The sequence below is a fragment of the Dactylosporangium sp. NPDC000244 genome (assembly GCF_040300725.1).
In the GTDB taxonomy this organism is placed as follows: Bacteria; Actinomycetota; Actinomycetes; order Mycobacteriales; family Micromonosporaceae; genus Dactylosporangium.
In genome coordinates this window covers 82,486-107,416 of the sequence record NZ_JBEPEH010000035.1, presented here as the reverse complement: position 1 = coordinate 107,416, position 24,931 = coordinate 82,486, and the positions used below count along the sequence as shown (strand labels likewise).

The window sequence follows — 24,931 nt, the reverse complement described above, 5'->3', positions numbered from 1 at the left end:
GACCTGGTCGGTGGCGCTGCGGCGCTTTCCCTCGCTGCTGGTCGAGACGCCGCGGCTCACAGTGCGGCCGCTCGGTGCCGATGATGACAAGCGGGTCGCGGAGATCTTTGCCGACCGGCTCGTCCGGCGCTGGCTGCCTGTCGCGGCGGACGAGCTCGAGGAGTTCGACGGCTACGCGTGGTGCACCGAGCTCGCGGTCGAGCGGCGGGACAGCGGGGCCGGGGACCATTACGGCATCGTGCGGCGCGAGGACGAGCGGCTCGTCGGGTGCCTCTGGACGAAGAACACCGACTGGCTGACGCGGTCCACGGAGATCGCCTATGCCGTGGCCGCGGATGCTCGCGGATACGGTGTCGCGCCCGAGGCCGTTGACGTGCTCGCGTTGTCGCTGTTGCTCGAGCACCGGTTCCAGCGGATCGAGCTGCGGGTGGCGCCCGGGAATGTGGCGTCGCGCAGGGTGGCGGAGAAGGCTGGGTTCACCTACGAGGGGCTGTTGCGCAACGCCGGGTCGTTGGCCAGCGGGCGGGTCGATCTCGAGAGCTGGTCGTTGCTGCCGTCCGACATTCGCTGAGCGGTGGTTCGCAAAGGAGCCGTCGCGGGCAGGACTTCGAGCCTTCCGTGGAAGAGCGGCGCCAAGTAACCCGCCCCAAACAGCCGACACAAAGCGGCCGCATCAAAGTGGCCCGCTCGGATTGGCCCGCGTGAATCAGCCCGCGCGGGTCGGTCGCGCGGGTCGGTCGTGCGGATCGGCCCGCGCCAAGCGCGCTGAGTGGGTTACTGGAGGTGCTGGGCGCAGCCCGCGCTGATCGGCCCGCGCGAATCCGCCCGCATCAAAAAGTGGACCGCGCGGAATGGCCCGTGCCAAGCGCGCTGAGGTTTGAGCGGCCCGCGTGAGCGACGCCCGCGGGAATCGGCTCGGTGGTGTCAGGCGCGGGGCGGAGTTGTGGTCTTTGGCCGGGCCTTCGCGGCCGGGGGCTTCTTGCCCACGATCTGCGGGCTCGGGGGCGTGAAGCCGCGCACGGGGGTGCCCGCCAGGGCGTCGCGCAGCGTCTCCGCCACCGCCTCGCGAGGCTTCCCGGCGTTGCCGGCCCCGACTCGGTGCAGCGGGTTGTCCGGGTCGGCGATGAAGCCCGCCACCGTCAGGCCCGGCGTCATCCCCACGAACCAGGCCGCCCGGTCGTCGTCCGTGGTGCCCGACTTGCCGGCGACCGGGCGGCGTACCGTCGGAAACACCCGAGGCGCCGTGGACCACCCGCCGCAGTCGCCCATCGCGGCCTTGTAACCCGTCACGCACCGGGCGGCGTCGACCGCCCCGCGGGCCACGTCGGCCGAGAGGACCTGGGCGCAGCGCGGCTTGGCGACCTCCACGCCCTTGTCGTCGACGGCCGGCTTGCCGCTCGCGTCGGTGATGGAGGTGACCGGGATCGGCTCGCAGTGCACGCCGTCGGCCACGACGGTGGCGAATGCGCCCGCCATCTCCAGCGGGGTCGTGTCGGCCACGCCCAGAGTGAACGCGCCCCAGCCCTTCGCCTTGGCGGGGGAGGCCTGGGTCTTGTCGATGCTGGTGCGCCAGTGCAGCCCCAGGCGCTCGGCCATGCGCACGGCCGCGTCGGCGCCGACGCGCTGTTCGAGCTGGACGAAGTACGTGTTCACGGACTTGCCGAAGCCGGACCACATCGTCTGCCGGCCGGTCATCGAGTCCGACGCGTTCGACGGGCACCAGAAGTCGTTGCCGCAGTGGGCGGAGCTGCTGCGGCCCGTCTTGTACTTCGTCTGCACCGTCTTCGGCGAGTAGATCGCGGTCGACAGCGGCAGCCCCTGCTCCAGCGCCGCGAGCATGGTGAACATCTTGAACGTCGAGCCCGCCTGGTAGCCGGCCATGTCGTCGCCACCGCCCAGCAGCGGGTTGACCGTGTTCGGATAGTTGCCGCGCAGCCGCTTGCGCTGCCGCGGGTCCGAGTGCGGGCCGTTGCTCGCGCGGTCGAGGGAGTACGCCCGGTTGACCGCCATAGCCCGGATGAGGCCCGTGCCCGGCTCGATCGCGACCTGACCCAGGGCGTAGGGGCTGCGCGCCTGCTCCCGCTTGAGGATCTGCGCCTGCGCGACGTCCTGTACGCGCGGGTCCAGCGACGTGACGATCTTGTACCCGCCGCGCCGCAGCGCCTCCAGGCGCTCGGTCGAGTTCGCGCCGAACGCGGGCTGGTTCGCCCACCAGGAGCGGAACATCGCGCAGAAGAAGCCGTACCCGGGCTTGGTCGCCAGGCAGTCGTTGGGCGGATTGGTGAGCTTCAGCGCGATGGGCTCGGCGTGGGCCGCGGTGGCGTCGGCGGCGCTGAGGTACTTGAGGTCGACCATGCGGTCGATCACGTAGTTGCGCCGGGTGGTCGCGGTCTTCGCGTCGCCGACCGCGGGGTCGTAGGACGAGGGTGCCTGCACCAGGCCCGCGAGCAGGGCCGCCTCCGGCACGGTGAGATCGGCGGGCTTCTTCGAGAAGTAGACCTCCGCGGCCGCCTGGACGCCGTAGGCGCGATGGCCGAAGTAGGCGACGTTGAGGTACCGCTCCAGGATCTCCTGCTTGCTCATGTGCTTCTCGAGCTCGATCGCGAGCTTCATCTCCCGCACCTTGCGCGCCCCGGTCTGCTCGGTGGCCGCGTTGACCTCGGCCGGCGTGCGGGCGGTGTCGCGCAGGACGTTGCGCACGTACTGCATGGTGATCGTCGACGCGCCCTGCGACACGCCGCCGGCCTTGTGGTTGGCCACGAACGCGCGGGCGACCCCCTTGAAGTCCACGCCGTGGTGCTCCCAGAACCGGGCGTCCTCGGCGGCGACGATCGCGTGCTGCACGTTGACGGACATCGAGTCCAGGGAGGTGTACGTGCGGTACTCCTCGTAGAACTGGGCGAGCATCGTGGTGCCGTCGGCCGCGTAGACGTGCGTAGTCTGGGCCGGCAGCGCCTGCCGTAGTGCCTCCGGGGGCATCGCGAGCTCGTCCGCGCCCTTCTTCACGCCCATTCCGCTGACCGCGGCCAGGGGGTAGACGAGCGCGGCCACGGCCAGCCCCACGATGAGCCCGGTCCGCAGGAGCGCGAGGAAGCCGCCGGCCACTCGCATCGTGCGCGCGATCACATTCTTAAGCTAGGACAAATCGGTTCGCCGTACGCGACGATCGCCTGATGCTGCGGTTCCACGGCGACGCTGAGATCGCGCCGGGCCTCGTCGACCTCGCCGTCAACGTCCGCACGGCGGCGCCGCCGTCGTGGCTCATGGGACCGGTGACGGCGTCGCTGGCCCACCTCGCGCGCTACCCGGACCCGGCCGAGGCCACCGCGGCGATCGCGGCGCGGCACGGGCGGCCCGCCGCGGAAGTGCTGCTCACCGCCGGGGCGGCCCAGGCGTTCGTGCTCATCGCGCAGGCCTTCGCGCCCGAGCGGGCGGTGGTGGTACACCCACAGTTCACCGAGCCCGAAGCGGCGCTGCTGGCCGCGGGCCACGCCGTGGAGCGGGTGGTGCTGCGCGCGGCGGACGGGTTCGTGCTGGGCGGGTCGGATGTTCCGGATGACTCGGACCTCGTGGTGGTGGGGAATCCGACAAATCCCACCTCGACGCTGCATCCCGCCGAGTTGCTGGCAAATTTGACGAAACCGGGGCGGATCACCGTCATCGACGAGGCCTTCGCCGACACGGTGCCCGGGGAGCCCGAGTCCCTGGCCGGGAACCGCGACCGGCCCGGCCTGCTGGTCATCCGGAGCCTGACCAAGACCTGGGGGCTGGCCGGGCTGCGGATCGGCTACGTGCTCGGCCCCGAGCCGCTGCTCGACCGGATGCGCGAGCACGCCCCGCTGTGGAGCGTCTCCACGCCGGCGCTGGCCGCCGCGATCGCCTGCGCCTCGCCGCGGGCCGTGGACACGGAGCGTGAGATCGCCATCCGGCTCGCGGCCGACCGCGATCACCTCGTCGACGCCCTCGCTCGGGCCGGCGTGGCCGTGGCCGGGCGCCCGGCGAGCTCGTTCGTGCTGATCAGGGTCCCGGACGGCGAGCGGGTGCGCGCCGCGCTGCGCGAGCGCGGGTTCGCGGTCCGACGTGGCGAAACCTTCCCGGGACTGGGCCCGGACTGGTTACGTATTGCCGTGCGGGACACTGCCACGAGTGACGCCTTCGTCGCGGTGTTGTCGAACGTACTGGGAGGGTGAACATGCTGCACGAGACAATTGCCGCGATCCGGCCGCTGGACGACGAGGCCATCGCGGCCGCCCGGGCCCTGCAGGCCCGCCTCACGAAGCCGATGGGATCGCTCGGGGCGCTGGAGACGTTGGCGGTACGGCTGGCGGGGCTCGCCGGCACGTGCCCGCCGCCGATTCCCGAGCCGGCCGCGCTCGCGATCTTCGCCGGGGACCACGGCGTGCACGAGCAGGGCGTGACCCCCTGGCCGCAGGAGGTCACCGCGCAGATGGTGGCGAACTTCCTCGCCGGCGGCGCCGTGGTCAACGCCTTCGCGCGCCAGGCCGGGGTCTCGGTCACGGTCGTGGACGTGGGCGTGAAGGCCGCGCTCGACCCGGCCGAGGGTCTGCTGGACCGCAAGGTGCGGGCCGGGACCCGCGACCTGAGCACCGAGCCGGCGATGACCCGCGACGAGGCCGTCCAGGCGCTCGAGACCGGCATGCGGGTCGCCGCGGACCTGGTCGACGGCGGCGCCCGGGCGCTGCTCACCGGCGACATGGGCATCGCCAACACCACGCCGTCGGCGGCGCTCATCGCGGCGTTCACGCACGCCGACCCGGCCGCCGTGACCGGGCTCGGCACCGGCATCGACAGCGAGACGCACGCCCGCAAGGTCGCCGTGGTCACCTCCGCCGTCGTCGGGCTGAAGGCCGAGGACCCCATCGAAGTGCTGGCCGCGATCGGGGGCTATGAGCACGCGGCGCTGGCCGGGTACATCCTCAAGGCGGCCGAACTGCGCGTGCCGGTCGTGCTCGACGGCGTGATCGCCGCCTCGGCCGCCCTGGCCGCCCACGCGCTCGCCCCGGCCGCGACCACCGCGATGATCGCCGGGCACCGCTCGGCCGAGCCGGGCGCGTCGGTGGCCCTGGGCTATCTTGAGCTCGAACCGCTCGTCGACCTGGGCCTGCGCCTGGGCGAGGGCACCGGCGCCGTGCTGGCGCTGCCGATCGTGGCCAGTGCTGTCCGCGTGTTGCACGAGGTTGCCACTTTCGATTCCGCTGGAGTAGCCCACAAGTGAACCCCTACCCCCTCGGTTTACGGCTCGACGGGTTACGCGTCCTGGTGGTCGGCGGCGGCGCGGTCGCCACCAGGCGCGTGCCCGCACTGCTCGACGCGGGCGCGGACGTCGTGCTCGTCTCCCCGCACATCACCCCCGCCCTGCGCGCCCACCTCGACGCCGGCCGGCTCACCTGGCGCGAGCGCCGCTTCGAGCCCGCCGACGTCGACGACGTGTGGCTCGTCCACGTCGCCGTCAGCGACCCGGAGGCGGCCCGCGCGATCAGCGAGGTGACCGCCGCGAAGCGCATCTTCACCGTGCGCGCCGACGACCGGCACGCCGCGACCGCGTGGACGCCCGCGGTGACCCGGCACGGCCCGCTGACCGTGGCCGTGCTGGCCGGCGGCGACCCGGCCCGGGCGGTGGCGGTGCGCGACGCGATCGGCGAGCAGCTGGCGACGGCCGGCGTCGTCGCGGGCGCCGACCTGGCCGGGACCGTCGCGCTCGTCGGGTCCGGGCCGGGCGACCCCGAGCTGCTGACCGTGCGCGGGCGGCGGCTGCTGGCCGCGGCCGACGTGGTGGTGATCGACCGGCTCGCGTCCGGGCTCCTGCTGGACGAGCTGCGGCCGGAGGTCGAGCTCGTGGACGCCTCCAAGATCCCCTACGGGCCCTCGGCCGCGCAGGAGGAGATCAACCGGGTCCTCGTCACGCGCGCCCAGGCCGGCAAGTTCGTGGTGCGCCTGAAGGGCGGGGATCCGTACGTCTTCGGCCGCGGCGGCGAGGAGGTGCTCGCGTGCGCGGCGGCCGGGGTGCCGGTCGTCGTGGTGCCGGGGATCACAAGCTCGATCGCCGTGCCGGCCGCGGCCGGGATTCCGGTGACCCATCGCGGGATCGCGCACGAGTTCACGGTGGTCTCGGGGCACCTCGCCCCGGGGCACGCGGAGTCGCTCGTGGACTGGGCGGCCCTCGCCCGGCTGCGGGGAACGGTGTGCGTGCTGATGGGGCTGAAGAACCTGCCCTCGATCGCCGCGGTCCTGCTGGAGCACGGGCGGGCCCCCGACACGCCCGTCGCCGTCGTGCAGGAGGGGACCACCCGGGATCAGCGGACGGTACGGGCGACGCTGGCCACGGTCGCCGACGCCGCGAAGTCGGCCGGCCTGCGCCCACCGGCCGTGATCGTGATCGGCCCGGTCGTCGACGCGCTGTCCGCCGCCCCGCCCGCCGAGTCGTGACGGCTGGAGGGGTGCCGTACAACTGCCGTACAATTGCGCCGGGAGGCGAACATGCCAAAGACCGAGCGCATCGAGATGCGAACGACGCCCGAGGAACACGAGCTGATCCTCCAGGCCGCCAGCCTGACCCACACCAGCGCGTCGGCGTTCGTGCTCGAAGCCGCCCGGGCCGCCGCGAACAAGGTGCTTGCCCGGGCGGACGTCACGCTCATGCCGGAGGACCAGTACGAAGAGTTGCTGGCGGCGCTGGACCGGCCCACCGAGATCCCGAATCTCGCCGGCCTCGCGGCCAAGCCGCGGAGGTTCCACCGGCGATGACGACGTGGGAATCCGGCCCGCTGAGACCGGAGCACGAGCTGGAGGGTTTCGACTGCACGGACGAGGTCCTGAACAACTGGCTCGTGCACGCGGCCAGGCGCGTCAACGATGACGGCCTGCTGAGGGTTTGCGTTTGGACGGCTCCGGGCTCTCCGGCCGTCAAGGCCTACTACGCGGTCATGCCGCACGCGGTGGCCAAGGCGGACCTGACGAGCAGGCAGGCGAAGGGCTCGGACCCGGTGCCGGGCTACCTGATCGCGAAACTTGCGCTGCACCGCGACCTGCATGGCGACGGTCTCGGCGGCGAGCTGCTCCTGGACACACTCGAGAACGTGGTGCAGGCCGCCGGCACGGGCGGTGGCCGGCTGATCGTGGTCGACGCCATCAGCGACAAGGCCGCGGGGTTCTATCGCCACTACGGCTTCAAGCCGGTCAAGCTGACCGAGCGGCGCCTGGTCATGACGATCGCCGACGCCCGGATGAGCCTGGGGATGTCCTCGCTGACCGTGTCGGGCGACCGCCGGCTCGCCCTGGCCACGGTTATGTACAGAAGGCCTGACGGCCAGGAGTTCCCCTTCGTCGGCGACGCGGACGATCTGCGCCGCATCGCCGACCGGATCGAGGAGATCGCCGTCGCGCGCGAGGCGAGCGGGGGCGAGGGGGCGATCGATCTCGTCGCCGTCATGGTCGACGTGCTCGGTCGCGATCCGTTCAAGCCCTAGATTCCGGCACACATGCGAGCGGGGCGCCCCTTCGGATCGAAGGGGCGCCCCGGTTCGTTTGGGTCTTACGCGCGGTCGAGCTCGAGGGCGCAGCGGATCAGGCCCAGGTGCGAGTACGCCTGCGGGTGGTTGCCCAGGGCGCGCTCGGTCATCGGGTCGTACTCCTCCGGGATGAGCCCCGTCGGGCCGGCGCACTCGATGAACTGGGCGAAGAGCTCCTCGGCGTCGGCGCGGCGGCCGGTGCGCAGGTAGGCCTCGATCATCCACGTCGTGCACAGGTGGAAGCCGCCCTCGACGCCCGGCAGGCCGTCGTCCCAGCGGTAGCGGTACACGGTCGGGCCCTCGCGCAGGTCGGCCTCGACGGCCAGGACCGTGGCCAGGAACCGCGGGTCGTCGTCGGTGAGCAGGCCGGACAGGCCGATCCACAGCACCGAGGCGTCCATCTCCTCGTAGCCGTAGGCGACCGTGTACGCGCCGACCTTCTCGTTCCAGCCCTTGTCGAGCACGTTGCCGGCGATGGTCTCGCGCAGGGCGTGCCAGCCCTCCGGGACCGGGCGGCCCTGGCGCTCGAAGAGCTGGATGCCGCGGTCGACGGTCATCCAGCACATGACCTTCGAGTAGACGTAGTGCCGCGGGCGCCGGCGGGCCTCCCAGATGCCGTGGTCCGGCTCGTGCCAGCGGCGCTCGACGGCCTCGACCATCGCGTTCATGAGCGCGAAGTCGCCATCCTCGGGCGGGCGTACGTCGGCGAGGGCGCAGATGAGGTCGGCGACGGGGCCGAACACGTCCAGCTGCACCTGGCCGTTGGCCGCATTGCCGATGCGCACGGGACGGGAGCCCGCGTAGCCGGGCAGCGCCTCGATCACGGCCTCGGGGCCGAGCTCGGTGCCGTCGAGGGTGTAAAGCGGGTGGAGCCGCTCCGGGTGCCCGTCGGTGTTGTCGGACACCCGCAGCGTCCAGCGCACCAGGGACTCGGCCTCCTCGGTGGAGCCGAGGTCGACGAGTGCCTTGGCGGTCAGCGAGGCGTCGCGCAGCCAGCAGTACCGGTAGTCCCAGTTGCGGGAGCCGCCGATCTCCTCCGGCAGCGAGGAGGTCGCGGCGGCCAGGATCGCGCCGCTGGGCTTGTGCCACAGGCCGCGCAGGGTGAGCGCGCTGCGCCGGACCAGGTCCTTGGCGATCGAGGGCAGCTTGAGCGACTCCGACCAGTCGCGCCAGGCGGCCTCGGCCGCGATCTGCCGCTCGGTCAGCGCCACCCGCGGCGCCTCGATCGAGTCGGTGCCGAGCCGCAGCTCCAGCATGGCCGTGCCGCCGACCGCGCTGAGGTCGACCGTCGCGCGGGCCATGTCGCTGTGGCCGTCGGAGCTGATCTCCCATTCGATGCCGGGGGAGTACAGCGCGATCGGCTCGTTGGAGCCCAGCACCAGCAGCCCGTCGCCGCCGAGCGGCTGGAGGCGGATGTGCACCTGGCCGAAGTCCGGGCGCGGGACGAAGTCGATGCGGGCCCGGGAGCTGCCCGACAGCACACGGATCAGCGAGTTGCCGGTGCGGTGGTGGTCCAGCCAGTCGGTGACGGTCAGGCCCGACCAGCGGGTCTCCACGGTCATGGTGCCCGGCCGGTAGCGCTGCCCGAGCGGGGTGCCGCCCTTCTCCGGCTGCACCGTGAAGTGCCCGGCCGCCGTGTCGCCGAGCAGGTCGGCGAAGACCGCGCCCGAGTCCGGCTTCGGGTGGCACAGCCAGGTGACCCGGGCGGCCGGCGTGAGCAGGGCGACGGTGTGGGTGTTGGAGAGCATCGAGTGCCGCTCGATCGGCACCGCCTGCTCGCCGAAGAGCCAGCGCCGCCGGGTGAACAGCAGCAGCTCGAGCACGGCCACCGCCGCCTCCGCGCCGTCGATGCGGAAGCGGGCCTGCGTCTCCTCGTCGGCCGTCCCGACCTTGATGCCGAGGTCGGGGCCGTGCAGGTGGGCGAAGGCCTTCTCGTCGGTGGCGTCGTCGCCGAGGTAGACCACCGCGCTCGCCGACACCTGCATGCGCAGCGCGTCGACGGCCAGGCCCTTGTCGGTCGGGACCACCGAGAGCTCGATGACCTCCTTGCCGGTGGTCACCTCGATGTCGGGCCACAGCGCCGCCCCGCTGCGCACGGCGTCGAAGACCCGCTGGGCCACGTCCCGCGGCGCGGCCCGGGTGTGCACCGCGATGCTCGCGGGCTTGCTCTCCAGCCGGACGCCCGGCTGGTCCCGGCAGATCGCGTTGAGCGCGGCCTGCAGCTCGCCGCGCCGCTGCTGGCGCTCGGGCGGCAGCTCGTCGACGAAGCCGACGTCGAACTCGGAGCCGTGGCTGCCGACGAGGCGCACCTCGGCGGGGAGGCGGGACAGGGCGGCAAGGTCACGCAGGGCCCGGCCGCTGATTACGCCCACCGTCGTCTGCGGCAGCGACGAGAGGGCGCGCACGGCGGCTACGGACTCGGCGGTCGGAGTCGCCTTGGTGGGGTCCGCGACGATCGGCGCGAGGGTGCCGTCGTAGTCACATGCCACCAAGAGGTTGGGCACGCGGGCGACGCGTAGCACCGCCGCGCGGAGGTCCGGGTCGAGCGAGAGGCCGTTGCCTGTCGCCGAGGTCTGGTTCATGTCCGGCCTGTTCGTGGAAGTCGGTTGTGCATTCAGGGTGTTCGACAGGGTGTTCAGCAGGGTGCCGAGCGGTTGGGGCTGTGCGGTCGGGCAGGCGCCGTGCCGACGGGCGGGTCATGATGCGGCGCCGAGCGCGTCCAGGAACGAGTCCGCCCAGGTTCGGACATCGTGGGCGCGCAGGTGGGAATGCATAGCATGCATTCGCTTGCGGCCCTCGACCGGGTCGACATGGATCGCACGCATGAGTGCGTCTTTCACCCCGTCGAGGTCGTGCGGATTGCACAGGTACGCCTGGCGCAGCTCGGCGGCCGCGCCCGCGAACTCCGAAAGCACGATGGCGCCCCGGCCGTCGGCGTGGGCACCGACATACTCCTTGGCCACCAGGTTCATGCCATCCCTCAGCGGAGTCACCATCATCACGTCGGCCGCAACATACAACGCGGCCAACTCAGCCCGACTGTACGACTGATGGAGATAGTGCACGGCCGGTTGGCCAACTCGTCCGTACTCCCCATTGATCCGCCCGACCTCACGCTCGACGTTCACCCGGAGCGTCTGGTAGTGCTCCACCCGCTCCCGGCTCGGCGTAGCCACTTGTACCATCACCGTCTCGGGCGCCGTGAGTCGTCCATCCGACAGCAGTTCCCTGAATGCCTTGAGGCGCCTTTCGATGCCCTTGGTGTAGTCGAGCCGGTCCACGCCCAGGATGATCGTGCGGGGCTCGCCCAGCTCGGTGCGGATCGCGGCCGCCCTGGCCTGCACTTCCGGCGAGGCGGCGAGACGCCGCATCTCCTCGACGTCGATCGAGATCGGGAACGCCTCGGCGCGCACGGTGCGGCCCTCCCACTCCACGATTCCGCGGCGCACGCGAGTGCCGAGCAGATGTCGGGCCAGTTGGACGAAGTTCTGCGCGCCGAGTGGCCGCTGGAAACCAACCAGATCGGCACCGAGCAGACCCTTGAGAATGTCCGCGCGGCGCGGTAGTTGCATGAACAGTTCGACGGGTGGGAATGGGATGTGCAGAAAAAACCCGATCTTGAGATCGGGCCGGGACTCGCGCAGCAGGGCCGGCACGAGTTGCAACTGGTAATCCTGCACCCACACCGTGGCACCCGGCGCGGCATCGTCGGCGACCGCCTTCGCGAATCGCTCGTTGACCAGACGGTACGACTCCCACCATCGTCGTTTGAAGATCGGCGTCTCCACGGCGTCGTGATAGAGCGGCCAGAGGCTGGAATTGGAGAAGCCCTCGTAGTAGCGCTCGATCTCGCCCGCGCTGAGCGGCACGGTGTGCAGATGAATCCCGCCGGCCTCGAACGTCTCCTCCTGGGTGTCGGTGTCCCCGCTCCCGCCGGGCCAGCCGACCCAGGTCCCGTTGCGCTGTTCGAGCACGGGCTCGAGCGCCGTCACCAGCCCGCCCGGGCTCCTGCGGTAGCTGACCTCACCGTCCGGGCCCACCACCTTGTCGACGGGCAACCGGTTGGCGACCACTACGAATGCACTGTCTCCAGCCACGTGTCGAGTCCTCCCCCTGGGTGATCCACCCTCGTACTTTCAGCCTACTGATCCCGGGTGCGACCTGGCAGCATGCGGAGTGCTGGCTCACAGGTGCGATCCTGCTGTGCATGTCGCGTATCGATGTCGAACCCGTACGGGAGTCGAGCCGGACCGTCACCGTCGTCGGTCTCTCGTTGCTCATCCTCACCGTCATCGGCGCCCTCTTCGGGTACGTCCTCGGCTTACGTGACATTGATGAGAATAAGTCAACCGCCGGTGACGGTCCGTTGGTGGTGCCCTCCGGAGCCGCGACCAGCGCCGCCAACCCGGCGCGGCCGCGCGCCTGCCCGCAGTTCGTCAGCGCGGGCGCCCTCAAGCAAGACCCGAGCGCGGCGGTGCCGATGCAGCTGGTGCAGTACGTGCGGACCGGCAACAACAAGGAGGCCTGGATCTGCCGCGAGAGGGACGGCTCCGGGCTGTGGTATCAGGGCCACGACCGCCTCGAGAACTGGGCCGACGAGGACGGCGGCGAGATCCCTGAGGAGGGCAAGAACGGGCTGCTGCGCCCCGGCGCCACCGAGGACGCCAAGAACCGGTCGTACTCCGTCACCAATGACGGGACCACCTACACCGTCACGCCCCGGAGCCTGGCGATCGGCTCGAAGACCTACGGAGTGATCCAAGCCTACCCGCCCGCCTGAGGGGTGGGTTGGGCACTCGGCGCCGGGCCTGGAAAGATTGGGGCGATTCCCGTACGCAAGCTGACCGGAGGTAGGGGCGCACCGTGGCGCAGTACATCTACGTGCTCGAGAAGGCGCGCAAGGCGCACGGCGACAAGGTCGTGCTCGACAACGTCACGCTGTCGTTCCTGCCCGGCGCGAAGATCGGTGTCGTCGGCCCGAACGGCGCCGGCAAGTCGAGCCTGCTCAAGATCATGGCCGGGCTGGACAAGCCGAGCAACGGCGAGGCCCGGCTCATGCCCGGCTACACCGTCGGCATGCTGCTGCAGGAGCCGCCGCTCAACGAGAGCAAGACGGTCCTGGGCAACATCGAGGAGGCCGTCGCCGACACCAAGACCAAGCTCGCGCGGTTCAACGAGGTCGCCGAGCTCATGGCGACCGACTACACCGACGAGCTGATGGAGGAGATGGGCCGCCTCCAGGAGGAGCTCGACCACGCCGACGCGTGGGACATCGACTCCAAGCTGCAGCTGGCCATGGACGCCCTGCGCTGCCCGGCCCCCGACGCCGACGTCACCCAGCTCTCCGGGGGTGAGCGCCGCCGGGTCGCGCTGTGCAAGCTGCTGCTCGAGGCGCCCGACCTGCTGCTGCTGGACGAGCCCACCAACCACCTCGACGCCGAGAGTGTGAACTGGCTGGAGCAGCACCTGCAGAAGTACGCGGGCGCGGTGCTGGCCGTCACCCACGACCGGTACTTCCTCGACCACGTGGCCGAGTGGATCGCCGAGGTCGACCGCGGCCAGGTCCACGGCTACCAGGGCAACTACTCGACCTACCTGGAGAAGAAGGCCCAGCGGCTGGCGGTGGCCGGACGCAAGGACCAGAAGCTGCAGAAGCGCCTCTCCGAGGAGCTCGAGTGGGTCCGCTCCAACGCCAAGGCCCGCCAGACCAAGTCCAAGGCCCGCCTCGAGCGCTACGAGGAGATGGCCAACGAGGCGGAGAAGACCCGCAAGCTGGACTTCGAGGAGATCCAGATCCCGCCCGGCCCGCGCCTGGGCAACATGGTCATCGAGGCCAAGAACCTGGTCAAGGGCTTCGACGAGCGCGGCGTGCTGATCGACGGGCTGTCGTTCTCGCTGCCGCGCAACGGCATCGTCGGCATCATCGGCCCGAACGGCGTCGGCAAGACCACGCTGTTCAAGACCATCGTCGGGCTGGAGACGGCGGACGACGGCGTGGTGCGGGTCGGCGAGACGGTCAAGCTGTCCTACGTCGACCAGAACCGGACCGGCCTCGACGGCGACAAGACCGTCTGGGAGGTCGTCTCCGACGGCCTGGACCACCTCATGGTCGGCAAGGTCGAGATGCCCTCGCGGGCCTACGTGGCCGCGTTCGGCTTCAAGGGCCCCGACCAGCAGAAGCCGACCAAGGTGCTCTCCGGCGGCGAGCGCAACCGGCTCAACCTGGCGCTGACGCTCAAGATCGGCGGCAACGTGCTGCTGCTGGACGAGCCGACCAACGACCTCGACGTCGAGACGCTGTCCTCGCTGGAGAACGCGCTGCTGGAGTTCCCCGGCTGCGCCGTGGTCATCTCCCACGACCGGATGTTCCTGGACCGGGTGGCCACGCACATCCTGGCCTGGGAGGGCGACGACGAGAACTCGGCCAAGTGGTTCTGGTTCGAGGGCAACTTCGAGTCCTACGAGAAGAACAAGGTCGACCGGCTCGGCCCCGAGGCGGCCCGGCCACACAGCGTGACCTACCGCAAGCTCACCCGCGACTGACGGCAACCGACAGTAGTGGCCCGCTTCATTTACCACTGCGCCCTGCGCTGGTCCGATCTGGACGCGTACGGGCACGTCAACAACGCGCGCTTCCTCACGCTCTACGAGGAGGCGCGCGTTGCGCTGATGTTCACCGCCGCCCGTGCGGCCGGCCTGGAGTCGTTCGAGAACGGCATCGTCATCTCACGTCATGAGATCGACTATCTCCGGCCGATCGACTACGGCGACCCGGTGCGCATCGAGCTGTGGATCGAGGAGATCAAGGCGTCGCGGCTGATCGTGGCGTACGAGCTCTTCGACGGCGACGAGCTGGCGTCCCGGGCGCGGACCGTCTGCGTGCCCTACGACCTCGAGGCCGGGCGCCCCCGCCGGGTCCGCGACATCGAGCGCGAGTTCCTCTCGCCCTGGCTCGGATAGTGGCCTGGCTGGCCGAATCCGGCCGCTCCGACGCCTGCGCGTTCGCCGCGCGGGTGGCCCGGCTCGACCCGGCCGCCGTCGTGCGGCTGCGGCCCGCGGGGGAGCGGGTGGCGCTGTGGTCGCGGCTGCCGTGGGGGGTGCTCGTGACCCGTGGCATCGCCGCCGCGGTGTCCCGGGACCGGACCGTCTCGGCCCGCGATCTGCTCGCGTCGGTCGATGGCGAGCTTCCCGCATCGCGGGACACGGATTGGCGCTGGTCGCTGCCGCCGATCCCCGGGACGGTGGTCGAGCGCATCCCGGCGGCCGACGTCCTGCGGATCGGCGCGGCGGCCGCGGAGACGCTGCGGACCGCCGCCGCCGAGGGGGTCGGCGGCCGCGCGGTCGGCTCGCGGGTCCTGCGCGACGCGCTGCTCGATCATGAGCCCATCGTGGTCACCACGGAGACGGGCCGGCGTATACCCGTCACGCAGCGTCTCGTCCAGGCGGTCATCCGCATGGGGTTCGTCGGCGGCGGCCCGCCAGACTTGGTCGATGTCCGGATTTCGGGCCCGTGGACGGCCCTGGCCTGCGCATATGGCTCTGCCTGGCATCGGGCGGGCGGATCACTGCTCATCGGATAGACGGCTGTAAGACCCTCACCCGAACGGGTGGTGCGAGGGTGAAATTGGGGGCTGCTGAAACTCGACCGAACGGGTACCGTCCTCTTTCGGGTCCACCGCCGAGCGAATTCGGTTGGCGACGGACCGCACATGCGGGTGGAGGCGCACGGGGGAGCAGGGAGCCGGGACGATGCCAAGGTGGCCATGGCGGGCCGAGCAGGCGAGTGGGTCGAAGACCGACTCGATCGTGGCTCAGCTGCCGCGGGAAGACGCAACCCCGACGATCGACGGAGCGTGCGAGAAGTCGCAGGAGGACGGCGCCGGCGGGATCGCGCCGGTGACACTGCCACGGGTCGCGGAGGCCCTCGAGAAGCTCGACATCCGCTACCTGACGGACGGCGACGGCAGCCTGCTCGCGCTCTGGGAGCGCCACGCGGTGCTGTTCGCGCTGGAGGGGCCGGCGGACGAGATCCTGGTCATCCGGGCGCGGCCGCACGCGACGGTTCCGCCGGACTGGGCCGATCGGGCCTACCGGGTGATCAACGAGTGGAACCACACCCGGCGCTTCTACAAGGCCTACGTCGGTGACGCGACCGACCGCGGCCAGCTGCCCATCTACGCCGAGATGCAGGTGCCGCTGCTGTCGGGCGCGCACGAGGCGCTCGTCGCCGAACTCGTCGACTGCGCGGCCGTGGTGGCCCTCGGCTTCGTGGACTGGCTCCACGACGAAGGCGCGCTGCTCTAACGCTGCCTATGGAGTTGGACCCGCTCCGGAGCGTGCCTGTTCCGGTCCCCAAGTGACGCCCGCTCGGCGAGGTCGGTTGCGCAGCCGGTCTCGCCGACCCCCGTTTCGGACGTGATCGGGGGACCGCGATCCAGTATTCGATGCAGGCCTCTCGATGTCCTCTCGGTCGGCTCTCACGGGTCTCTCGGGTGGGGCATGACTCCGAGTTCGTACCCCATGGTGCCCGGTTCATGCGCCGAACGTCCGGTTTTCCCCGAAAGTGCCGGCCGGGGAGATTGCCGCAGGGTACGGCCGTGAGCCGGTTTCGCGGCGGGCGTGGGACGATAGTTGCGATCCCCAGCCCGATGGAGAACGGACGCCTGTGCCACCGACGATCGACCCCGGCGCGAACCGCCCCGGCGCCACCGTGCCGGACCGGATCCGCAACTTCTGCATCATCGCCCACATCGACCACGGGAAGTCGACGCTGGCCGACCGGATGCTGCAGCTGACCGAGGTGGTCGAGGCGCGGCAGATGCGGGCCCAGTATCTCGACCGCATGGACATCGAGCGCGAGCGCGGCATCACGATCAAGAGCCAGGCCGTGCGCATGCCGTGGAAGGTTCGCGAGGGCGGCCTGGCCGGCGACTCGTTCGTGCTGAACATGATCGACACGCCGGGGCACGTGGACTTCACCTACGAGGTCTCGCGCAGCCTGGCCGCGTGCGAGGGGGCCGTCCTGCTCGTCGACGCCGCGCAGGGCATCGAGGCGCAGACGCTGGCCAACCTGTATCTCGCGCTCGAGAACGACATGCAGATCATCCCCGTGCTCAACAAGATCGACCTGCCGGCCGCGCAGCCGGAGAAGTACGCGGAGGAGCTGGCCCACCTCATCGGCTGCGAGCCGGACGACTGCCTGCGCGTCTCGGGCAAGACGGGCGCTGGCGTCGCGCACCTGCTGGACGAGATCGTGCGGCAGCTGCCGGCCCCGACGGGCGACTCCACCGGCGCGGCCCGGGCGATGATCTTCGACTCCGTCTACGACGTGTACCGGGGCGTGGTCACCTACGTCCGGGTGGTCGACGGGCGGATCGAGGCCCGCGACCGCATCCGCATGATGTCCACCGGCGCGGTGCACGAGTTGCTGGAGATCGGCGTCATCTCGCCCGAGCCGATCAAGAGCACCGGGCTCGGGGCGGGCGAGGTGGGCTACCTCATCACCGGCGTGAAGGACGTGCGCCAGTCGCGGGTGGGTGACACGGTCACCATCAACGCGAAGCCGGCGACCGAGGCGCTGGGGGGCTACAAGGACCCCAAGCCGATGGTGTACTCGGGCCTGTACCCGATCGACGGCTCGGACTACCCGCTGCTGCGCGACGCCCTCGACAAGCTCAAGCTCAACGACGCGGCCCTGGTCTACGAGCCCGAGACCAGCCTCGCGCTCGGCTTCGGCTTCCGCTGCGGCTTCCTCGGCCTGCTGCACCTGGAGATCATCCAGGAGCGGCTGGAGCGCGAGTTCAACCTCGACCTGATCTCCACGGCGCCCAACGTGGTGTACCGCGTGATCATGGACGACGGCTCCGAGCACATGGTCACGAACCCCAGCGAGTTCCCCGACGGCAAGACCGGCCAGATCTACGAGCCGACCGTCCGCGCCACGGTGCTGACTCCGAACGACTTCGTCGGCGCGGTCATGGAGCTCTGCCAGGGCCGCCGCGGCTCGCTGCTGGGCATGGACTACCTGTCCGCCGACCGGGTCGAGCTGCGCTACACACTGCCCCTCGGCGAGATCATCTTCGACTTCTTCGACCAGCTCAAGAGCCGCACCAAGGGCTACGCGAGCCTCGACTACGAGCCCTCCGGCGAGCAGCAGGCCGACCTGGTCAAGGTCGACATCCTGCTGCACGGCGAGCCGGTCGACGCCTTCAGTGCCATCGTGCACAAGGACAAGGCGTACAACTACGGCGTCAGCATCGCCGGCAAGCTGCAGAAGCTCATCCCGCGCCAGCAGTTCGAGGTGCCGATCCAGGCCGCCATCGGCAGCCGGATCATCGCCCGCGAGACGATCCGCGCCATCCGCAAGGACGTGCTCGCCAAGTGCTACGGCGGTGACATCAGCCGCAAGCGCAAGCTGCTGGAGAAGCAGAAGGAAGGCAAGAAGCGGATGAAGATGGTGGGCCGCGTCGAGGTGCCGCAGGAGGCGTTCATCGCCGCCCTGTCGACCTCGGACGCGCCCGCGGCGGACAAGCCGAAGAAGTGACGGTCCCGGGACAGGTGACGGCGCCCGGGAGCCGGCACTGCCCCCGGTGCGGCGCGCCCACGGGTGAGCTGCCCGCCAGGTGCGCCGCGTGCGGCTACGAGACCTACCTCAATCCGCGCCCCACCGGCACCGTCGTCATCCTGCGCGACGAGACGTTCCTGGCCATCCGGCGGGCCCGCGAACCCCGCAAGGGCTACTGGGACCTGCCCGGCGGCTTCTGCGACGGCTTCGAGCACCCCGCCGAGGCGGCCGTGCGCGAGGCCCGCGAGGAGCTGGGCGTGACCGTCGAGCTCGGCGAGTTCGCCGGGATGTTCATCGGGTCGTACGACTTCCAGGGCGAGCGGCTGCCGGTGCTGGACTGCTTCTGGCTCGCCACCATCACCGCGGGCGAGATCGTGCTCGATCCGGGGGAGGGCAGCGAGTACACCTGGCTGTCCCTGGACGATCCGCCCGAGATGGCTTTTCCGTCAATGGACTCGGTATTGCGCAATCCCGTCGTTCGTCGATCTTCCGTACGTTTGGCCCCCTGAGACCGGGGGCAATACAAGTTCAACCGCAAAGCAATGCCCCCTGGTTGAGCTTGGTACAAGGAGGAAGACCAGTGACTGTCACCGGAATCATTACCGCGCTGATCGTCGGTCTCATCATCGGCGCCCTCGGCCGGCTGGTCATCCCCGGCCGTCAGAACATGCCGATCTGGCTGACCATCGTCGTCGGCATCATCGCCGCGTTCCTCGGCACCCTGATCGCGAACGCGATCGGCATCGCCACCGACACCCCGGGTGTCGACTGGGGCGAGCTGCTGGTCCAGGTCGTCGTGGCCGCCATCGGCGTGGCCCTGGTGGCCGGTTTCGCGGGCCGCGGTCGCCGCGCCCTGTAAGTTTCACCATCAGCTGAACGCGAATGGCCCCCGGATTCCGAATCCGGGGGCCATTCGCGTGTATGCCGAGATTTGATTATCGCAGCCAGGGAATAGAACGGTCGAGCAGGCCGCGGGTCTTCAGCTCCTTGCGGAGCGGAATCTCCTCGTCGATGTAACCGTTCCAGTTGATGCCCCAGTAGTTCGCGGTGTGACTCGCCTCACCGAGCAGCTGGCGCTGCACCGGCGTGCGGTTGTTCCACCACTCGCCCTGGAAGTCGATCGGCATGTCGTCGAGGATGCGGATCCACCGGTAGGTGTAGCCCACGAACAGCATCTTGCGGGTGATGTCCGAGTAGTTGGGCGACCGCGAGTGCCAGAGGCGCCGATCGAAGATGAAGCAGTCACCGGGGTTCGCCGTGATCTCGACGGTGCCCTCGGGGTCGGGGTTGTGCACCGTGGTGTCGGCCGGGCGGGGCAGGGAGTTCCACAGGTGGCTGCCCGGGATGACCTTCGTGGCGCCACGGCCGGTCTCCGAGAGGTCGGAGATGACGTAGGCGACCTTCAGCGAGAACATGGGCCGCGGCAGGTTCGGGTCCATGGTCTCCGGGTCGGAGTTCTGGCGATACCCGTCCTGGTGCCAGCCCCACGAGGGCGGCTCCTCCTCGGAGGTGGGCGGCGTGACGTCCAGGTGGTTGTGGTGCGTGTAGATGTTCCACCCGGCCAGGCCCCACATGTAGGGGAAGATGGTCGGCTGGGTCAGCAGGTGCCCGAAGAGCTCGTCGCGGTTGAGGAAGCCCAGCAGATGCAGCGTGCCGTCCTTCTTCATGCTCTTGGAGCCGGCCGCCTTCTCCTCCTCGTAGACCCGGTCCATCGCGGCCTCGAGCGCGGCCCGGTGGTCCTCCGTGAGGACGTTGCGGACCAGCAGGAAGCCGTTGTCCAGGAACTCCTTGCGGTCGGTCTCGCTGATCGGCTCGTAGCCGGTGAGATCGCCGTAGTCGGGTGCAGCGGACGTCATGTCCTCCCCTTACTTTGGTCTTTCGCTCGCGTGGTCTCGAACGACCCGATGGTAACGCGAGGTGTATATGGGGCCGACTCGGGAGTTGGCCACCTGACAATGTCCGAAAGGGCGACAACCCGCTGCTCGCGAGCAACGTCAAGGTCTTCAGTAGACCTCGGCGACGACCCGCTCCCCACCGGGACCGGCGTCGATGCCGCCACGCTCCGTCACGTGCGCCCACGCTCCGCTCGTGGCCGTCCACTGCATGTCGCCGTAGACGACGCGCTTCACCCCGCGCTCCTGGGCGTGGGCGACCAGCCAGTGCGCGTACTGCCAGCCGGTCTTCTTCTCGCCGACCTTCAGGGCCACCCCGACGAGGTTGTTCACGTCCGCGGTCTTGACGCTGCCCCAGTCCAGCTTCAGGTCGGCGCTCAGGGAGCGGGCCGCCTCCGGGCCGCGGCTGGACTCCTCGGTGACCGTGCACGCGACCGCGCCCGGCACCTCGCCGCTGAGGGCGTTGACCATCGTCTCGGACTCGTCGGCCCACTTCTCGTAGGCCTCGGGGTGCGCGCTGCGCTGCACCTGCTGGGCCGCGTCCGTGACCCGCATCTGCTCCCAGCCCTTGACCTTGAGCAGCGCGGTGAAGAACTGCCCGGCCGCGTAGCGCGGGTCGGCGATCTGCTCGGGCTTGCCCCAGCCCTGGCTCGGCCGCTGCTGGAACAGCCCGATCGAGTCCCGGTCGCCGCCGGTCAGGTTCTCCAGCTTCGACTCCTGCCAGGCGGTGGCCAGCGCGACGACCAGGCCGCGGTGCGGGATCTTGCGGGTCAGCCCGACCGCGGTGATGGTGGCCGCGTTGGCCAGCTGCTCGGCGTCGAGCTCGACCTCGGAAGCGTCCCCCGTCGCCCCGACGGCCGCGTTGCCGGCGCTCACCACGCAGGCGCGGCCGGTGGCGACGGTCAGCGGGATGTTCGCGCTGATGCGGTTGATGACGACGTACGCGCACAGCGCCACGGCCACGGCCGCCAGGGCCGCGATCGTCACCAGTCGTCGCGCACGCATGTCCACCTCCCAGTCGTCAGGTCGAACAGCGTACGTGGCAGATACCAGCCGACCCGGTCAGGCGGCGCCGTCGGGTACCCAGTTCGGGTCCCTTTTCTCGCGGAATGCGGCGATTCCTTCGACGCCCTCGGGCGAGCCGAAGTAGGCGACGGACAGCTCGGTCATCGCCCGGATCTCGTCGCGGAAGCTGTCGGATTTCGGCGTCCGTAGCAGCTCCTTGGTGCCGGCGAGGGCCCCGGGGGCGCCCCGGACCAGGTCGCGCACGTAGGCGTCTACCGCGGCGTCGAGCCCGTCGGGGTCCACCGCCGCGGTCACCAGCCCGATGCGCTCGGCCCGGGCCCCGTCGAACGTGGCGCCGGTGAGGAACAGCTCGGCCGCGGCCCGCCGGTCCAGCCGCGGGAGCACTGTGGCCGAGATCACCGCGGGGACCACCCCGATGCGCACCTCGGAGAACGCGAACGTGGCGGTGCTCGCGCACACCGCGATGTCGGCGGCGGCGATCAGCCCCAGGCCGCCGGCCCGGGCCGGCCCCGCGACCCGCGCCACGACCGGCTTGCGGCCCTCCCAGATCGCGGCGAGCACGTCGCCGAGCCTGCTCACCGGCGGTTTGCCCGAGCCGAACGCGGCCGCCGTCTCCTTCAGGTCCGCGCCGGAGCAGAAGACCGGGCCGGTGTGGGTCAGCACGATCGCGCGGACCGACGGGTCGGCGTCGGCCGCGGCCAGCGCCGCGAGCAGTTCCTCGATCAGGGCCGTGGACAGCGCGTTGCGGTTGGGCGGGCTGTCCAGGGTGAGCGTCGCCACGCCCCGTGCGGTTTCCGAGAGCACCAGAGACATGCGGGCACACTAGTGGGATGCCCGGATCACTGCCAGAAGGCGAGCCGATTCCCCGCGACGGTTCGCTGCCCGACGGGGTCGCGGACGCGGCCGGTCGCGAGGGTTTCGGGGTGTACGTCCACGTGCCCTTCTGCGCCACGCGGTGCGGGTACTGCGACTTCAACACCTACACCGCGAGCGAGGGCGTGCTCAGCGCCGGCTACGCCGAGCAGGTGCTCGACGAGCTGGCCCTCGCCGCCAAGGTCGTGCGCCCGCCCCGGGTCGACACCGTCTTCTTCGGCGGCGGCACCCCGACGCTGCTGCCCCCGGCCGAGCTCGGCCGCATCCTGGAGGGCATCGACCGCGCCTGGGGCCTGGCCGCCGACGCCGAGGTGACCACCGAGGCCAACCCCGAGTCCGTCGACCTCGCCGGGCTGCGGCAGCTGCGGGCGGCCGGCTTCAACCGCATCTCCCTCGGCATGCAGTCGGCCGCGCCGCACGTGCTGGCCGTCCTGGACCGCCGGCACACGCCCGGCCGGCCCGCCGCGGCCGCCGCCGAGGCCCGCGCGGCCGGATTCGAGCGGGTCAACCTGGACCTGATCTACGGCACGCCGGGGGAGCGGCCCGAGGACTTCGCGGGGTCCCTCGCGACCGTGGTCGACGCCGGGGTCGACCACGTCAGCGCGTACGCGCTCATCGTCGAGGACGGCACGCGCATGGCCGCCCGGATGCGCCGCGGCGAGCTGCCCTACCCCGACGACGACGTGGCCGCCGACCGCTACCTCGCCGCCGACGAGGCCCTGCACGCCGCGGGCTTTACGTGGTACGAGGTCTCGAACTGGTCGAAGGACTCGCCGTGCCGGCACAACGAGCTGTACTGGCGCGGCGGGGACTGGTGGGGGCTCGGGCCGGGCGCGCACAGCCACGTCGGCGGGGTGCGCTGGTGGAACGTGAAGCACCCGCACACCTATGCCGCGCGGCTCGCGGACTCCGCGTCGCCGGGGCAGGCCCGGGAGGTACTGACGCCGGACGAGCGGCACCTGGAGGACGTGCTGCTGCGCATCCGGCTCGCGGACGGCCTGCCGCTGGAGGTGCTCGACGCCGCCGGGCTCGCGGGCGCGCGCGACTGCCTCGCCGACGGGCAGCTGGACCCGGACGCGTTCGCGGCGGGCCGCGCGGTGCTCACGCTGCGTGGCCGTCTGCTGGCCGATGGCGTGGCCCGGGCGCTGACGTAAGAAGGGGCGGCCCGATGGGCCGCCCCTTCTGGAAAACTGGGTCCTACTTGAGGAAGCGGAACGTCATCGGGTAGCGGTACAGCTCCCCGTTGTTCGCCTTCATGCCACCGAGGATGGCGAAGACGATGATGACGATCCACACCAGGAACGGCAGGAAGAACAGGATCCCGAACGAGCAGATCGAGACGATGACCGCCACGATCATGGCGATGCCCCACGTGATCTGGAAGTTCAGGGCCTCGTTCGCGTGGGCCTTGACGGTCGGCGACTCGTTGCCCTTCGCCAGGAGCGCGACGAGCGGGGCGATGAAGCCGACGACGATTCCGCCGAAGTGGGCGATGAGCGCCCACGTCTTCTCGTCGCTGTTGGCGTAGCCGGCCGGCGCGCCGGGCTGCCCGTAGGCGCCGGGCTGCTGGTAACCGGGCTGCTGGTACCCACCCGGCTGCTGGTAGCCGCCGGGCTGCTGCTGCTGATAGCCGGGCTGCTGGTAACCCGGCTGCTGGTAGCCGGACTGGTCGTACCCGGCGCCCGACGTGGGCGGGGTGCCATAGGCCCCGCCGCCGCTCGACGGCGGCGGAGCGTACCCACCACCCGACACGGGCGGCTGGGGCGGGTACCCGGAGTTGGGGTCCGACGGCATGCCGTATTCCCCGGGGCGAGGTGGTTCACTCATGGGGGCCACGGTAGGTGCACCGATCAAGTGGCGCCAGCGACACGACATGACTTCTTTTGGACAAGTTTTACCCAGTACAACGGCCGCAGCGTCTATCGTGCGCCAAACGATCATCGCGTGCCCCCGCGCGACTGACGTAGACTGGCACTCACGAGTTGGGAGTGCCAGTCCTCGAGGAGGTGCCATGGGCCTTGACGAGCGGAAGCTCGAAGTGCTTCGTGCCATCGTCGAGGACTACGTCGCCACCCAGGAACCGGTCGGGAGCAAGTCGCTCGTCGAACGGCACAACCTGCGGGTCTCCCCGGCGACCGTCCGCAACGACATGGCGGTGCTGGAGGAGGAGGGATATATCCGACAGCCGCACACCAGTGCGGGCCGGGTGCCCACCGACGCCGGCTATCGCCTCTTCGTCGACAAGCTCTCCCGGGTCAAGCCGCTGAGCCAGGCCGAGCGCCGGGCCATCGAGCGGTTCCTGATCGGGGCGGTCGACCTCGACGACGTGGTCCACCGCACCGTGCGGCTGCTCGCGCAGCTCACCCGGCAGGTGGCCGTGGTGCAGTATCCCAGCCTGTCGCGAGCGAGCGTGCGGCACTTCGAGCTGGTGCCGATCTCCACGACGCGGCTCATGGTGGTGATGATCGCCGAGACCGGCCGCGTCGAGCAGCGCCTGGTCGACCTCCCGGGGCCGATCCTGGCCGACGACGTCACCGAGCTGCGCCGCATGATCAACGAGAAGCTGGTCGGCAAGCGGCTGGCGGACACGCCTCCGCTCGTGGTGGCCCTCGTCGAGGAGACCGCGCCGAGCCTGCGGCCGCCGATGACGACGCTGTCCACCGTCCTGCTGGAGACGCTGGTCGAGCGGTCCGAGGAGCGCATCGCGCTCGCCGGCACCGCCAACCTGGCCCGCGGCGGCCTGCTGGACTTCCAGGGCTCGCTGCGCCCGATCCTCGAGGCGCTCGAGGAGGAGGTCATCCTGCTCAAGCTCTTCGGCGAGGTCGAGCCCAGCATGACCCGGGTGCGCATCGGCGACGAGAACGAGATCGAGGACCTGCGGACCGCGTCGATCGTGGCCACCGGCTACGGACCGGGCACCATGGTGGTCGGGGGGATGGGCGTGCTCGGGCCGACCCGCATGGACTACCCCGCAAACATCGCGACCGTGCGGGCCGTGGCACGCTACGTCGGCGACCTGCTGGCACAGAGTTGACATCTATCTCAGG

Annotated in this window: 23 protein-coding genes; 16 read left to right on the top strand and 7 right to left on the bottom strand. The window is 70.7% G+C overall.

Annotated features, from left to right (window positions below):
• Nucleotides 1–10 precede the first annotated feature (10 nt).
• Complete coding sequence (locus tag ABT369_RS40985; protein ID WP_350620869.1) at nt 11–571, top strand: GNAT family N-acetyltransferase; 561 nt, start codon at nt 11–13, stop codon at nt 569–571.
• Between the two features lie 353 nt (nt 572–924).
• Here ABT369_RS40985 and ABT369_RS40980 read toward each other — a convergent pair whose 3' ends face one another.
• On the bottom strand, nt 925–3,126 hold the full coding sequence (locus tag ABT369_RS40980) for a transglycosylase domain-containing protein (RefSeq protein WP_502891883.1): 2,202 nt from the start codon (nt 3,124–3,126) through the stop codon (nt 925–927).
• A gap of 47 nt (nt 3,127–3,173) precedes the next feature.
• Here ABT369_RS40980 and cobC point away from each other — a divergent pair, with 47 nt between their 5' ends.
• Genes cobC through ABT369_RS40955 form a run of 5 tightly spaced genes read left to right on the top strand, consistent with a single transcriptional unit; the run spans nt 3,174 to nt 7,487 of the window.
• Nucleotides 3,174–4,190 (top strand): Rv2231c family histidinol phosphate aminotransferase CobC, encoded by a 1,017-nt coding sequence (gene cobC / locus ABT369_RS40975; protein ID WP_350620867.1) that lies wholly within the window; start codon nt 3,174–3,176, stop codon nt 4,188–4,190.
• Nucleotides 4,191–4,192: 2 nt separating this feature from the next.
• A complete protein-coding gene (cobT, locus tag ABT369_RS40970) occupies nt 4,193–5,236 on the top strand; it encodes a nicotinate-nucleotide--dimethylbenzimidazole phosphoribosyltransferase (protein ID WP_350620865.1) in 1,044 nt (347 codons plus the stop codon).
• Entirely contained in the window at nt 5,233–6,447 is a 1,215-nt protein-coding gene (gene cobA / locus ABT369_RS40965; RefSeq protein ID WP_350620863.1) for a uroporphyrinogen-III C-methyltransferase, read from the top strand. The genes cobT and cobA overlap by 4 nt, the downstream gene beginning before the upstream one ends.
• Before the next feature lie 51 nt (nt 6,448–6,498).
• Nucleotides 6,499–6,765, top strand: a complete 267-nt coding sequence (locus tag ABT369_RS40960) for a type II toxin-antitoxin system TacA family antitoxin (protein ID WP_350620861.1) — start codon at nt 6,499–6,501, stop codon at nt 6,763–6,765.
• Nucleotides 6,762–7,487, top strand: coding sequence for a hypothetical protein (locus tag ABT369_RS40955; protein WP_350620859.1), 726 nt, complete (start codon nt 6,762–6,764; stop codon nt 7,485–7,487). The genes ABT369_RS40960 and ABT369_RS40955 overlap by 4 nt, the downstream gene beginning before the upstream one ends.
• Before the next feature lie 65 nt (nt 7,488–7,552).
• On the opposite strand, the gene otsB is transcribed toward ABT369_RS40955, so the two are convergent.
• A complete protein-coding gene (otsB, locus tag ABT369_RS40950; RefSeq protein ID WP_350620857.1) occupies nt 7,553–10,111 on the bottom strand; it encodes a trehalose-phosphatase in 2,559 nt (852 codons plus the stop codon).
• A 114-nt stretch (nt 10,112–10,225) separates the two neighbouring features.
• Nucleotides 10,226–11,626, bottom strand: coding sequence for an alpha,alpha-trehalose-phosphate synthase (UDP-forming) (locus ABT369_RS40945; protein WP_350620855.1), 1,401 nt, complete (start codon nt 11,624–11,626; stop codon nt 10,226–10,228).
• Nucleotides 11,627–11,898: 272 nt separating this feature from the next.
• Here ABT369_RS40945 and ABT369_RS40940 point away from each other — a divergent pair, with 272 nt between their 5' ends.
• From ABT369_RS40940 to ABT369_RS40905, 8 genes are all read left to right on the top strand, one after another.
• A complete protein-coding gene (locus ABT369_RS40940; protein ID WP_350620853.1) occupies nt 11,899–12,309 on the top strand; it encodes a hypothetical protein in 411 nt (136 codons plus the stop codon).
• An 83-nt stretch (nt 12,310–12,392) separates the two neighbouring features.
• Nucleotides 12,393–14,072: an energy-dependent translational throttle protein EttA gene (gene ettA, locus ABT369_RS40935; protein WP_350620851.1), complete on the top strand. Its 1,680-nt coding sequence runs from the start codon at nt 12,393–12,395 to the stop codon at nt 14,070–14,072.
• A gap of 15 nt (nt 14,073–14,087) precedes the next feature.
• Nucleotides 14,088–14,489 carry an acyl-CoA thioesterase gene (locus tag ABT369_RS40930; protein WP_350620849.1) on the top strand — a complete coding sequence of 134 codons (402 nt, stop codon included), beginning with the start codon at nt 14,088–14,090 and terminating at the stop codon, nt 14,487–14,489.
• Nucleotides 14,489–15,109 carry a DUF8185 domain-containing protein gene (locus ABT369_RS40925; protein ID WP_350620847.1) on the top strand — a complete coding sequence of 207 codons (621 nt, stop codon included), beginning with the start codon at nt 14,489–14,491 and terminating at the stop codon, nt 15,107–15,109. The genes ABT369_RS40930 and ABT369_RS40925 overlap by 1 nt, the downstream gene beginning before the upstream one ends.
• 169 nt (nt 15,110–15,278) lie before the next feature.
• Complete coding sequence (locus ABT369_RS40920; protein ID WP_350620845.1) at nt 15,279–15,833, top strand: type III secretion system chaperone family protein; 555 nt, start codon at nt 15,279–15,281, stop codon at nt 15,831–15,833.
• Between the two features lie 361 nt (nt 15,834–16,194).
• Nucleotides 16,195–18,072, top strand: a complete 1,878-nt coding sequence (lepA, locus tag ABT369_RS40915; protein ID WP_350620843.1) for a translation elongation factor 4 — start codon at nt 16,195–16,197, stop codon at nt 18,070–18,072.
• A 14-nt stretch (nt 18,073–18,086) separates the two neighbouring features.
• A complete protein-coding gene (locus ABT369_RS40910; protein ID WP_350620841.1) occupies nt 18,087–18,602 on the top strand; it encodes an NUDIX domain-containing protein in 516 nt (171 codons plus the stop codon).
• Nucleotides 18,603–18,673: 71 nt separating this feature from the next.
• A complete protein-coding gene (locus ABT369_RS40905; RefSeq protein WP_350620839.1) occupies nt 18,674–18,952 on the top strand; it encodes a GlsB/YeaQ/YmgE family stress response membrane protein in 279 nt (92 codons plus the stop codon).
• 76 nt (nt 18,953–19,028) lie between these two features.
• Here the strand turns inward: ABT369_RS40905 and ABT369_RS40900 are convergent, their stop codons facing one another.
• The 3 genes from ABT369_RS40900 to ABT369_RS40890 all read right to left on the bottom strand — a co-directional run bounded on the left by ABT369_RS40900 (nt 19,029) and on the right by ABT369_RS40890 (nt 21,824).
• Nucleotides 19,029–19,949 carry a phytanoyl-CoA dioxygenase family protein gene (locus tag ABT369_RS40900; RefSeq protein ID WP_350620837.1) on the bottom strand — a complete coding sequence of 307 codons (921 nt, stop codon included), beginning with the start codon at nt 19,947–19,949 and terminating at the stop codon, nt 19,029–19,031.
• Between the two features lie 147 nt (nt 19,950–20,096).
• On the bottom strand, nt 20,097–20,990 hold the full coding sequence (locus tag ABT369_RS40895) for a VldE C-terminal domain-containing protein (RefSeq protein ID WP_350620835.1): 894 nt from the start codon (nt 20,988–20,990) through the stop codon (nt 20,097–20,099).
• A gap of 57 nt (nt 20,991–21,047) precedes the next feature.
• Nucleotides 21,048–21,824: an enoyl-CoA hydratase-related protein gene (locus tag ABT369_RS40890; RefSeq protein WP_350620833.1), complete on the bottom strand. Its 777-nt coding sequence runs from the start codon at nt 21,822–21,824 to the stop codon at nt 21,048–21,050.
• 17 nt (nt 21,825–21,841) lie between these two features.
• Between ABT369_RS40890 and hemW the strand changes: the two genes are divergently transcribed.
• Nucleotides 21,842–23,038: a radical SAM family heme chaperone HemW gene (gene hemW / locus ABT369_RS40885; protein ID WP_350620831.1), complete on the top strand. Its 1,197-nt coding sequence runs from the start codon at nt 21,842–21,844 to the stop codon at nt 23,036–23,038.
• Between the two features lie 43 nt (nt 23,039–23,081).
• Here hemW and ABT369_RS40880 read toward each other — a convergent pair whose 3' ends face one another.
• Nucleotides 23,082–23,711, bottom strand: coding sequence for a DUF4870 domain-containing protein (locus ABT369_RS40880; RefSeq protein ID WP_350620829.1), 630 nt, complete (start codon nt 23,709–23,711; stop codon nt 23,082–23,084).
• Nucleotides 23,712–23,895: 184 nt separating this feature from the next.
• Between ABT369_RS40880 and hrcA the strand changes: the two genes are divergently transcribed.
• Complete coding sequence (hrcA, locus tag ABT369_RS40875) at nt 23,896–24,918, top strand: heat-inducible transcriptional repressor HrcA (RefSeq protein WP_350620827.1); 1,023 nt, start codon at nt 23,896–23,898, stop codon at nt 24,916–24,918.
• The last annotated feature ends 13 nt before the right edge of the window (nt 24,919–24,931 follow it).

What these genes read in the sequence shown, in the direction of transcription:
- cobC (WP_350620867.1), top strand. Translation starts at nt 3,174, where the DNA reads ATGCTGCGGTTCCACGGCGACGCTGAGATCGCGCCGGGCCTCGTCGAC.
- cobT (WP_350620865.1), top strand. Translation starts at nt 4,193, where the DNA reads ATGCTGCACGAGACAATTGCCGCGATCCGGCCGCTGGACGACGAGGCC.
- ABT369_RS40960 (WP_350620861.1), top strand. Translation starts at nt 6,499, where the DNA reads ATGCCAAAGACCGAGCGCATCGAGATGCGAACGACGCCCGAGGAACAC.
- ABT369_RS40955 (WP_350620859.1), top strand. Translation starts at nt 6,762, where the DNA reads ATGACGACGTGGGAATCCGGCCCGCTGAGACCGGAGCACGAGCTGGAG.
- otsB (WP_350620857.1), bottom strand. Translation starts at nt 10,111, where the DNA reads ATGAACCAGACCTCGGCGACAGGCAACGGCCTCTCGCTCGACCCGGAC.
- ABT369_RS40920 (WP_350620845.1), top strand. Translation starts at nt 15,279, where the DNA reads ATGCCAAGGTGGCCATGGCGGGCCGAGCAGGCGAGTGGGTCGAAGACC.
- ABT369_RS40900 (WP_350620837.1), bottom strand. Translation starts at nt 19,949, where the DNA reads ATGACGTCCGCTGCACCCGACTACGGCGATCTCACCGGCTACGAGCCG.
- ABT369_RS40895 (WP_350620835.1), bottom strand. Translation starts at nt 20,990, where the DNA reads ATGCGTGCGCGACGACTGGTGACGATCGCGGCCCTGGCGGCCGTGGCC.
- ABT369_RS40890 (WP_350620833.1), bottom strand. Translation starts at nt 21,824, where the DNA reads ATGTCTCTGGTGCTCTCGGAAACCGCACGGGGCGTGGCGACGCTCACC.
- hemW (WP_350620831.1), top strand. Translation starts at nt 21,842, where the DNA reads ATGCCCGGATCACTGCCAGAAGGCGAGCCGATTCCCCGCGACGGTTCG.
- ABT369_RS40880 (WP_350620829.1), bottom strand. Translation starts at nt 23,711, where the DNA reads ATGAGTGAACCACCTCGCCCCGGGGAATACGGCATGCCGTCGGACCCC.
- hrcA (WP_350620827.1), top strand. Translation starts at nt 23,896, where the DNA reads ATGGGCCTTGACGAGCGGAAGCTCGAAGTGCTTCGTGCCATCGTCGAG.